This is a genomic window from Stenotrophomonas sp. 22LJNL06-5-1, assembly GCF_056861455.1.
Genome location: NZ_JBSPUE010000011.1, coordinates 16,568 through 26,055 on the forward strand (window position 1 = coordinate 16,568; position 9,488 = coordinate 26,055).

Below are 9,488 nucleotides of genomic sequence, written 5' to 3' on the forward strand. Positions count from 1 at the left end.
GTCGGTTCAGTCGACGAAGCCCGGCTTGCCCTCGGTAGCGGTCTGCACCAGCGTCCTGCGGAAGGTCTCGACCAGAGGGCGCAGGTTGATGCGGTGCCAGGCCGCCCACAGCGGTGTGCGGTAGCTGAACCACGGCAGCTCGCGCAGCACCACGCCTTCTGGTGCCTGGTGGTCCAGGCTGTGCTGGATGGTGGTCAGGCCCAGCCCAGCGGCGACCAACCCAAGCGCGGCCAGTGGTTCGGTTGCCTCCATGGCGATGGTCGGGGTGAAACCGGCCTTCGCGCAGGCGGCGATGAAGGTGTCATGGCGCAGCGCGCTTTCCTTGTGCATCACGCCGATCCACTGCTGGCTGGCGAGATCTTCGGGCGTGATGGTCTCTGCGTTGGCCAGTGGGTGGCCGGCCGGCAGGGCCAGCAGCATCGGGTCGTTCAGCACCTGCGTGGCCTCCAGGTCCGGATCGTCGAACGCGGGTGGTTCGCAGACCAGGGCGATGTCCAGGCTGCGTTGCCGCAGGCCTTCCAGTTGCACGTCCGACTGCTGGTTGTACAGCGCGATGTGTACGGCAGGACGGTCGCCGCGCAGTTCGCGCAGGGCGGTGGGCAATACGCCGGAGTGCATCGCGTATTCCAGATAGCCGATGCACAGGCCGCCTTCATCGCCGCGGCCGAGCCGGCGCGCCAGCGATTCCAGCCTGTTGGCGTGGGTCAGCAGGGCGCGCGCCTCGGCCAGGAAGGTGCGGCCATCGGCGGTCAGCCGGATGCGCTGCTGCGAGCGTTCGAACAGCTGCAGTTCCAGCCGTTCCTCCAGCTGGGCGATCTGTCGGCTGAGCGGGGATTGGGAGATGTGAAGGCGTTCGGCGGCGCGGCCGACGTGTTCATCTTCGGCGACGGCCACGAAATAGCGCAGTTGGCGGAGATCGAGCATAAGACCATTCGGGACTCAAGATGGATAAATTATGTCTTGGACAGTCTGATTGGGCAAACCTAGCCTATGCCTCAACCTCAACAACCTCCTCAAGGGGAACCCCATGAGCATCAACACTCTGCTGGCTGGCAAGACCCTCGGCTTCGGTACCGCGCCGCTGGGCAACATGTTCCGTGACATCCCGGAAGCCGAGGCCCAGGCCACGGTGGACGCGGCCTGGGAACAGGGCACCCGCTACTTCGATACCGCCCCGTTCTACGGAGCCGGCCTGGCCGAGATCCGGCTCGGCGACGCGCTGGCCAAGCGCAACCGTGACGATTTCGTGCTCAGCACCAAGGTTGGCCGCCTGATCCTGGACGAAGTGGAAGACACCAGCGCCCGCGACCTTGGCGAGAAGGGCGGCCTGTTCGTCGCCGGTCGCCCCAACAAGCTGGTCAATGACTACTCGGCCGATGCCACCCTGCGCTCGATCGATGACAGCCTCAAGCGTCTGAAGACCGATCGCCTGGATATCGTCTGGGTGCACGACATCGCCCAGGACTTCTACGGCGATGAGTGGCTGTCGTACTTCGAGACCGCACGCCGCGGCGCCTTCAAGGTCCTGACCCGCCTGCGCGAGGAAGGCGTGATCAAGGCCTGGGGCCTGGGCGTCAACCGTGTCGAGCCGATCGAGCTGACCCTGGACCTGGACGAAGCCCGTCCAGACGGCTTCCTGCTGGCGGGCCGCTACTCGCTGCTCGACCATGAGCGTGCGCTACAGCGGGTGATGCCGAAGGCGGCCGAGCGCAACACCGGCATCGTGGTCGGCGGTCCGTACAGCTCCGGCGTGCTGGCCGGTGGCAGCCACTTCGAGTACCAGAAGGCGTCGCCGGAGATCCTGGCCAAGGTCGAGCGCATCAAGGCCATCGCGGCCGAGTACGGCATCAGCATCAAGGCGGCTGCCCTGCAGTTCTCGCTGGCCAACCCGGCGGTGGCTGCGGTGATCCCGGGCGCCAGCCGTCCCGAACGCATCGCCGAGGACTACGCCGCACTGAAGGAAATCATCCCGGCCGGGTTCTGGCAGGAGCTGCGTGCCCAGGGCCTGGTCGCTGCCAACGCCCCGCTGCCGATCGACAACATCTGAGTCCCAAGGAGACCTTCCCATGGCAACTGCATCCGTATCCATCACCGTGCCGACCCCGGCTGACCAGGTCTGGAACCTCATCGGCGGCTTCGATTCGCTGCCCGACTGGCTTCCGTACATTCCCCAGAGCACGCTCAGCCAAGGTGGTCGCGTGCGCCATCTGGCCAATCCCGATGGCGATGCCATCGTCGAGCGCCTGGAAGCCTTCGATCAGGCCGATCGCAGCTACACCTACTCGATCCTGCAGGCCCCGTTCCCGGTCACCGGCTACCGCTCCACCCTGCGTGTGGTCGAGCAGGGCGGCGGTTCGCGGATTGACTGGTCCGGTGAGTTCACTCCGGTGGGCGTCAGCAACGAAGAAGCGTCCGCGCTGTTCGAGGGCATCTATCGCGATGGCCTGAAGGCACTGGAAACCACGCTGGCCGGGTGAATGCCCGTGTGGCGTTGATCGCATGCAGACGCCCCGGCCGGCCCGGGGCGTCTGCGTGTCAGGGTGCGGGCGTCGGTCCACCGCAGGCGACGCGATGCATGGGAAAGTCCATTGCCTGCTTCGGATTGTCCTGCGCGATCTCGATGCGCGCATGCGCGCGCTGGTCGTCGAGGCGCCGATAGTGGATACGCTGTGGGAAGTCGTTGGCGGGATTCTCGAACACGGCTTCATTGCCATCGACCCGGGTGGCGTTGAAGTCTGTGGCGTTCTGGCCAGAGGGCAGGGCGGTCAGTACCAGGCGGCCGTCGTCATGCTGGCGCAGCTGCATGAACTCGAAGCCCACGGTGCGGCCGTCACGCAGGCTGCGGCTGCTGCCGAACAGGGTGTTTCCAGCCAGGCTGGACCATTGCTCGCCGGCTCCGGCCGGCTGGCCATCAAGCTGCCAGCAACCGGCCAGCCAGGCCAGGTGCTCGATCTTCGAGGGTGAGGCGGACGAGGCGTGCGGGGCCGCGAGCAGCAGCGGCAACAGGGCCAGGGCGATGCGGAGTGACATCGGTGCCTCCATGCGCGGGAATGTGCGGCCTGTATAGCGCCCGCGGGATCACGCGGCCAGTGCCGTCCTTTCCAGTATTGATTCCGATACGATCTGTCGCATTGAGCCCGCCTCGTTTGACCCGGAGTCCTGTCATGGTCGACCGTCTCGCCATTCTGCTTGAACGTTTTGCGGTCACCGCCTCGGTATTCCATGCCGGCGCGCTGTGCGGCATCAACACGCTGGACGGCGAGGACGAGGCAGGTCAGTTGCACCTGGTGCGGCGCGGGCCGCTGCAGGTCAGCCACGGGCAACAGACCGTGCAGGTCGAAGTGCCGAGCCTGCTGCTGTATCCGCGGCCGATGCCGCATCGCTTCAGTACCGACCCGCAGCAGGGCGCCGACATGGCCTGCGCCAACCTGTATTTCGAGGGCGGCCGGCTCAATCCGATCAGCGCCGCGCTGCCTGATTTCATCTGCCTGCCGCTGGCCGATCTGTATGGCGGCAACGCGGCGCTGGAACTGCTGTTCGAAGAGGCCTTCGAGCAGCGCTGCGGGCGGGCGGCGATGGTCAACCGGCTGTTCGAGGTAGTGATGATCCAGGTGCTGCGCCAGCTGATGGAAGGCGGCGAGATGCGCGGCGGCCTGTTCGCCGGGCTGGGTCATCCGCGGCTGCGGCTGGCGCTGGTGGCAATGCATGAAGCGCCCGCACAGTCCTGGACCCTGGAAGACCTGGCCGAGGTTGCCGGGATGTCACGCAGCGTGTTCGCCGCCAGCTTCCGCGAGGCGATGGGCACCACGCCGGGCCAGTACCTGCAGGGGTGGCGGGTCGGGCTCGCACAGCAGGCGCTGCGACAGGGGCGGCCACTGAAGCGGATCGCCGATGATGTGGGCTATGGCAGCGAGGCGGCGCTGTCACGGGCGTTCAAGGCGCACACCGGGCAGTCGCCACGGGAATGGCGTGGACAGGCCCGCGCCAACGCGGCCTGAGCGTCAGCCCAGCACCAGCCGGGCCAGCTTCATGCCACCGAACAGACCGGCCAGGCCCAGCGCCACCGAGCCACCGGCATACAGTGCCGCCAGCCCATGCTGGCCACGCTGCAGCAGCAGGCCGATCTCCAGCGCATAGGTGGAAAATGTGGTGTAGCCGCCGAGGATGCCGGTGGCCAGCAGCAGGCGCAGCTGCGGCGAGGCGCCATTGCGCATGGCGAAGACCTCGACCACAACGCCCATCAGCAGCGCACCGCTGATGTTGATCAGGAAGGTCGACCAGGGCCAGGGACTGCCGACCGCCACCCGCGCGCCGATCAGGTTGCAGGCGTGGCGCAGGCAGGCGCCGATGCCGCCGCCGACGAAGACCAGGAAATAATTGTTCAATGCTTGCATGGCGTGCCTCGAATGCGGGTTCGCAGGGTCAATGGCGAACGCCGAGGGCAGGCACGACCTGCCGTCTACGAACACCGGGTTCGTCCTGGCAGGAGCCATCAGCCTTCTCAGGCGGTTATCGGGGGAGCCCCATCCCCATCGCGGTCCATGCTACCAGCGGCGGTGCATTCACGTCATCGAGGTCGTCAGCACGCGGGCCACCTTGCTGCGGCTGAAGCCATCCATCAGCAGTTCGAACGCGAGCAGATCCAGCGCCGCATGACGGCGATGGTCGATCTCCAGGCCGTTCTCGGCCACCAGATGGCTGACCAGCTCGTAGGCGTCCTGCCAGACATCCAGATGGGCCTGGCTGGGGATGTAGGCGCTGCCAGGTTCGCCGACGCCAAGCCCGCTCACTCCGTACAGAAGTTCGCGCGCGTCCATCTTGGCCGCATCGGCGATACGGAACAGCTGTTCGGCCTTCACATGCGAAGCGCTCACATGGTCGTTGAGCCAGTTGCTGATGGTTGCCGTCGTTGATTTGGCGGCGCGGGCCAGAGCGGCCGGGCGTGGGTGCCCGGCTTTCTTCATGGCGATAGCGAGTCGTTGGCCGAGAGTATTCATCTATGCAAGCCAGCTTAACGCGTGGAATGCGAAGAAGCCTTGTCACAAGAATAAGGTTGGTTAACAGAGGGACCGACCGTGACCGAATTCTGGAGCAAACGGCAGGTGCGCACCCGGCTGGGATTCCGCACCGACGCCGAACTGGCCCGCTTCTTTGGCATCAGCCGTTCCGCAGTGTCGCAATGGCCTAGGGACTTTCCGATTCCGGCCCTGCGGCAGTACATCCTGCATCAGCGCTATCCGAACCTGTTCCCCACGACAGAAGCGTCGGCGGGCGAATCCATCTGACTTGCGCCGCCATTTGTCGCATCTAGCACGCTAAGCGGATTTTGCTAAGTATGCTTGGCAAAATAGGCAAAATCGATCGATCTGAAGGTCGCAATCGGTGTCATCTACTGGAGGAGTCGGTCCAGGGTTCCCGCGACCTGTCGGCTTCACCCCATCCGGGGGACCCATGTCCCCGTATGTAGTTTCGTGAACGATTAATAATTTCAATCACGAAAGTCGCTGCATGTAATTGACCTGTCGTGAAATCTATGACTAATTGGCATCAACCGGGCGTGAAGCCTGGGAGTCTTTCAGTAGCACGCAAGTGAGTCGGTAGACCGTCAACAATGCAGAACAAGTCCAACGGAGGTCGTATGGAATACGGCATGCATGGCTTGGCTGAACGGGTACGCCGCGAACTGGAAGCCAGTTACCACAAACACGGATGCGGTCCGGCGTTCTGGGATACCTACCAGCAGGTGCTGGACCGCCTGGTCCCGCAGGGGACCGAGCGTACCGAAGTCACCAACGAAATGGCGCTGATCATCGAGCAGTTGGGCATCGTGCGACGTGCGCAGCTGGTTCCGCCGCACGCCAGCGGGCCGCGTTGATTCAAAGCAGGCGCCAGGCGCCGCAGGCAAGCAGCGCCAGCAACAAGGACAGCAGGGCCAGGGTCCGGGGTCGCCACAGGCGCTTCGGTTGTCCGGCCATCGCCTGCGGACTGCAGTAACGCACCAGCCCCGGACCGAAACCGGCCCGGTGCTGCTGTAGTGCGCAGGCCTCCAGGCAGGCGCCGCAGGCCAGGCAATCGGCCTGCGGCCCCTGGCGGATGTCCAGCTGCATCGGGCAGGCACTGACACAAGCAGAGCAGTCGGTACAGTCACCGAGGCGATCGGCGCTGAAGGTCGGCATCGGTCCGGCCAGCAGCGGATGCGCTGCGCGGAACACGTAGTCCTGCGCAGTTGTTGGATCGAGCAGGCCACGACCGCGACCGAGCACGCCGCCCAGGCCGGATGGGCGCGGTCCGCGTGGCTCGCCGCGGCGCGCGTCGTACAGCATGCGTGGTGTATGTGGATCGGTCAGCAGCGGCTGCATGCGTGCGAACGGGCACAGCGAACGGCAGACCTGTTCGCGCAGGAAGCCGGCGTTCCCCCAGGTGGCGGCCGCATAGAACAGCACCCAGAACGTTTCCCAACCGCTCCAGCCAGCGTTTGGCGCAGCGGCCAGTAATCCGGTGATCGGGCTGAACAGGCCGACGAAGGTAATGCCGGTCCACACGGACAGCAGTCCCCATGCCAGCTGGGTGCCCGGGCGTACAGCCGAGGCGGGAAGCACTCGGGACGCGGCACGGGCGATCCCGTCGAAGGCGCGCCTCCACAGCGTCTGCGGGCAGGCGTGGCCGCACCACACTCGGCCGGCGAGATGGGTAAGCAGCGCCAGGCCCACCGCAAGCACCGCCAACAGGCCGATCAGCACGCCGACGTCGTTGGGCCACAACGTCCAGCCGAACAGGTCGAAGCGCCGGGCATTGATGTCCAGAAGCAATGCCTGACGTCCGTCCCAGCGCAACCACGGCAGCGCGTAGAACAGGGCCAGCAGGACAGCGTTGAGTGTGCCGCGCCAATGCCGCGGGCGCGTTGTTGTGCAGGGTGTGCTCATCCCAGCGGCAGCTCGTCGTCGTCATCGCTCGGCACCGGCCGCTGCAGGTACCAGGTGACCGCGCTGGACAGTGCCGTCACCGACCAGAACATGAAGAATCCCGCCGTATAACCCAGTTCGCGGCTGATGGCCGTGCCCGGGAAACTGATGGCCTGCAGGCGCAACGGATCGACGAAGGCGAAGAACACCACGCTGGCCACGCCGGCGGCGATGAAGCTGGGCCAGAGGATGGCGCCCCACTGCTGGATCAGCCGCTGGCGGCGGTTGGGAGAAGGTCTGTTCATGCTGTCCCGGATCGAAAAGTGGGCGGCGCGTATACTTCGCCAAGGCTGGCGCAGCATCCGCAGGGCATGCTTCCTGCAAGCGTGCCAGCCTAGGTGCAGCGGACTGCGCCGACATTGATCTGGATCAACGGCGCTGCCGCCTGGGTGCGGCACACTGCCGGCACGCTTTGGGTACCCCGATGAACGCAATACCGCCGCCTGTCCTCCCCGTCGCCTCGCCCGAGTTGTGCACCGAGCAGGAAGTGACCCGCCTGGTTCACGATTTCTATGCCCGCGTGCGCGAGGAAGATCGGCTGGGACCGGTGTTCGGGGCGCACGTCCACGATTGGCCCGAGCACCTGGCGCAACTGGTCGACTTCTGGTCGGCGATGCTGCGCGGCACCCGCCGGTTCAAGGGCTCGCCGATGTCCAAGCACATGGCCATCGAGCTGGACAAGGATCTGTTCGACCGCTGGCTGGTGCTGTTCCGGATCACCACCGCCGAATGCAACAACCCGCCGATGCAGGAGCTGGCCAACGACGTGGCCGCGCGCATCGGTGACACCTTCTGGAAGCGCTACCAGATGCTGCGCTGGCCGCAGGTCGGCCTGCCGGTGCTGGGGATCCCCGGCAAGGATTGATCTGGGTCAAGGCGGCGCAGGCCGCCCGGCGCGATGCTGGCGGCATGGACACGTTCTCTCCCGCCGCCGGTGGCCTGGCCTGGACCTTCGACCCCGACCTTCTGCGCCGGCACGACCGGCCGGGCCCGCGCTACACCTCGTACCCGACCGCGCCGCATTTCCATGATGGCTTCGACGCGCCGGCGCTGCGCCAGGCGATCGCCGACAGCAACCAGCTGGCCCGCGCGCTGTCGCTGTACGTGCATGTGCCGTTCTGCTCCAGCCCCTGCTTCTACTGCGGCTGCAACCGGGTGATCACCCGCGACCGCGGCCGTGGCCACAGCTACGTCTCGCGCGTGCTGGCCGAGGCCGACCTGCTGGCGCCGCAGTTCGATGACGGCCGCGAGGTAATCCAGCTGCACCTGGGCGGCGGTACGCCGAACTTCCTCGACGCCGAGGCGATGACCACGCTGGTGGAAGGGTTGCGCCGACGCTTCGATTTCAGTGATTCGCCGCAGCGCGATTTCTCGATCGAACTCGATCCGCGTTTCATCGACACCCGCGACGTCGCCATGCTGGCGCGGCTGGGCTTCAATCGGGCCAGCCTGGGCGTGCAGGATTTCGACCCGCAGGTGCAGGAGTCGATCAACCGCATACAGGGCGTGCAGCAGACGCTGGACATCCTGCGCGCCTGCCGCGACAGCGGCATGCGTTCGGTCAACGTCGACCTGATCTATGGCCTGCCGGGACAGAGCCTGGAAGGATTCGGCCGCACCCTTGAACTGGTGCTGGCGCTGCGCCCGGATCGCCTGGCGGTGTATGGCTACGCGCATCTGCCGCATCTGTTCCGCGCGCAGAAGCAGATCGACGAAAGCCGTTTGCCTTCGACGGAAGACAAGCTGGCATTGCTGGGCCTGGCGGTGGAGAAGCTCTCTGCCGCGGGCTACCAGTACATCGGCATGGATCACTTCGCACTGCCGGAAGAGGATCTGTCGCGCGCACAGCGCGCCGGCCAGCTGCATCGCAACTTCATGGGCTATACCACCCACGCCGATACCGATCTGCTCGGCCTGGGCGTGAGTGCGATCAGCCACATCGGTGCCACCTACAGCCAGAATCCGCGCGACCTGCCGTCGTGGGAGGATGCGGTGGACCAGGGCCAGCTGCCGGTCTGGCGCGGCGTGGCGTTGAGTGCCGACGACCAGCTGCGTGCGGAACTGATCCAGCAGCTGATGTGCCAGGGCGAGGTGGATGGCGTGCTGCTGGGGCAGCGTCACGGTGTGGATTTCGAGCAGTACTTCGCCGAGGACCTGCGTTCGGTACAGCGGCTGCAGGAAGATGGCCTGGCCGAATACCGCGATGGCGTGGTGCGTGCCAGCGAACCCGGGCGACCGTTGCTGCGGTTGCTGGCGATGTGCTTCGACCCGTATCTGCGTGCCGCACACGAGCAGCCGCGCTACTCGCGGGCGATCTGAAGCTGGCTTGTGCTGCGTGCGTGTGGTGCCCGGAGCCGGAATCGAACCGGCATGGGGTTGCCCCCGGCGGATTTTAAGTCCGATGCGTCTACCAGTTTCGCCATCCGGGCCTGCAGCGCGGCGCCGATTGTAGCCCACCTGCGGTACTGCGACCGGATTGCATCTCGGCGGCGGCGTGCTTAACTGTCGATCGCATTCATGTCATAG

At 65.9% G+C, this 9,488-nt stretch carries 13 protein-coding genes, 1 tRNA gene and 1 riboswitch; of the genes, 7 read left to right on the forward strand and 7 right to left on the reverse strand.

Annotation, left to right across the window (positions count from 1 at the left end; translation table 11 throughout):
* Positions 1 to 6: 6 nt before the first annotated feature.
* Positions 7 to 924, reverse strand: coding sequence for a LysR family transcriptional regulator (locus AC13GF_RS19600; protein WP_483005725.1), 918 nt, complete (start codon positions 922 to 924; stop codon positions 7 to 9).
* 103 nt (positions 925 to 1,027) lie between these two features.
* Between AC13GF_RS19600 and AC13GF_RS19605 the strand changes: the two genes are divergently transcribed.
* Entirely contained in the window at positions 1,028 to 2,047 is a 1,020-nt protein-coding gene (locus tag AC13GF_RS19605; RefSeq protein WP_126927795.1) for an aldo/keto reductase, read from the forward strand.
* A gap of 19 nt (positions 2,048 to 2,066) precedes the next feature.
* A complete protein-coding gene (locus tag AC13GF_RS19610; RefSeq protein ID WP_126927796.1) occupies positions 2,067 to 2,477 on the forward strand; it encodes an SRPBCC family protein in 411 nt (136 codons plus the stop codon).
* A 58-nt stretch (positions 2,478 to 2,535) separates the two neighbouring features.
* Here the strand turns inward: AC13GF_RS19610 and AC13GF_RS19615 are convergent, their stop codons facing one another.
* The gene (locus tag AC13GF_RS19615) at positions 2,536 to 3,030 is read right to left on the reverse strand and encodes a DUF6265 family protein (RefSeq protein WP_483005726.1); all 495 of its coding nucleotides are present in this window, start codon (positions 3,028 to 3,030) and stop codon (positions 2,536 to 2,538) included.
* 134 nt (positions 3,031 to 3,164) lie between these two features.
* Here AC13GF_RS19615 and AC13GF_RS19620 point away from each other — a divergent pair, with 134 nt between their 5' ends.
* Positions 3,165 to 3,998 (forward strand): AraC family transcriptional regulator, encoded by an 834-nt coding sequence (locus tag AC13GF_RS19620; protein ID WP_126927798.1) that lies wholly within the window; start codon positions 3,165 to 3,167, stop codon positions 3,996 to 3,998.
* A 3-nt stretch (positions 3,999 to 4,001) separates the two neighbouring features.
* Here AC13GF_RS19620 and crcB read toward each other — a convergent pair whose 3' ends face one another.
* Both crcB and AC13GF_RS19630 read right to left on the reverse strand, forming a co-directional pair.
* A complete protein-coding gene (gene crcB / locus AC13GF_RS19625) occupies positions 4,002 to 4,394 on the reverse strand; it encodes a fluoride efflux transporter CrcB (protein ID WP_005412844.1) in 393 nt (130 codons plus the stop codon).
* A gap of 82 nt (positions 4,395 to 4,476) precedes the next feature.
* Positions 4,477 to 4,540: riboswitch (Fluoride riboswitch) on the reverse strand.
* A 22-nt stretch (positions 4,541 to 4,562) separates the two neighbouring features.
* The gene (locus AC13GF_RS19630) at positions 4,563 to 4,964 is read right to left on the reverse strand and encodes an XRE family transcriptional regulator (protein WP_049447507.1); all 402 of its coding nucleotides are present in this window, start codon (positions 4,962 to 4,964) and stop codon (positions 4,563 to 4,565) included.
* Between the two features lie 111 nt (positions 4,965 to 5,075).
* Between AC13GF_RS19630 and AC13GF_RS19635 the strand changes: the two genes are divergently transcribed.
* Together AC13GF_RS19635 and AC13GF_RS19640 are read left to right on the forward strand one after the other, a co-directional pair.
* Positions 5,076 to 5,285: a helix-turn-helix domain-containing protein gene (locus AC13GF_RS19635; protein ID WP_010486042.1), complete on the forward strand. Its 210-nt coding sequence runs from the start codon at positions 5,076 to 5,078 to the stop codon at positions 5,283 to 5,285.
* Between the two features lie 353 nt (positions 5,286 to 5,638).
* Positions 5,639 to 5,875, forward strand: coding sequence for a hypothetical protein (locus tag AC13GF_RS19640; protein ID WP_088025582.1), 237 nt, complete (start codon positions 5,639 to 5,641; stop codon positions 5,873 to 5,875).
* A gap of 1 nt (position 5,876) precedes the next feature.
* On the opposite strand, the gene AC13GF_RS19645 is transcribed toward AC13GF_RS19640, so the two are convergent.
* Both AC13GF_RS19645 and AC13GF_RS19650 read right to left on the reverse strand, forming a co-directional pair.
* A complete protein-coding gene (locus AC13GF_RS19645) occupies positions 5,877 to 6,923 on the reverse strand; it encodes a 4Fe-4S dicluster domain-containing protein (protein WP_483005727.1) in 1,047 nt (348 codons plus the stop codon).
* Positions 6,920 to 7,207: a hypothetical protein gene (locus AC13GF_RS19650; RefSeq protein WP_483005728.1), complete on the reverse strand. Its 288-nt coding sequence runs from the start codon at positions 7,205 to 7,207 to the stop codon at positions 6,920 to 6,922. Before AC13GF_RS19650 ends, AC13GF_RS19645 begins: the two co-directional genes overlap by 4 nt.
* Positions 7,208 to 7,386: 179 nt before the next feature.
* Here AC13GF_RS19650 and AC13GF_RS19655 point away from each other — a divergent pair, with 179 nt between their 5' ends.
* Together AC13GF_RS19655 and hemN are read left to right on the forward strand one after the other, a co-directional pair.
* Complete coding sequence (locus AC13GF_RS19655) at positions 7,387 to 7,827, forward strand: group III truncated hemoglobin (protein ID WP_483005729.1); 441 nt, start codon at positions 7,387 to 7,389, stop codon at positions 7,825 to 7,827.
* Between the two features lie 44 nt (positions 7,828 to 7,871).
* Positions 7,872 to 9,281, forward strand: a complete 1,410-nt coding sequence (hemN, locus tag AC13GF_RS19660; RefSeq protein WP_483005730.1) for an oxygen-independent coproporphyrinogen III oxidase — start codon at positions 7,872 to 7,874, stop codon at positions 9,279 to 9,281.
* Between the two features lie 23 nt (positions 9,282 to 9,304).
* On the opposite strand, the gene AC13GF_RS19665 is transcribed toward hemN, so the two are convergent.
* A tRNA-Leu gene (locus tag AC13GF_RS19665) sits at positions 9,305 to 9,391 on the reverse strand.
* Positions 9,392 to 9,488: the final 97 nt, after the last annotated feature.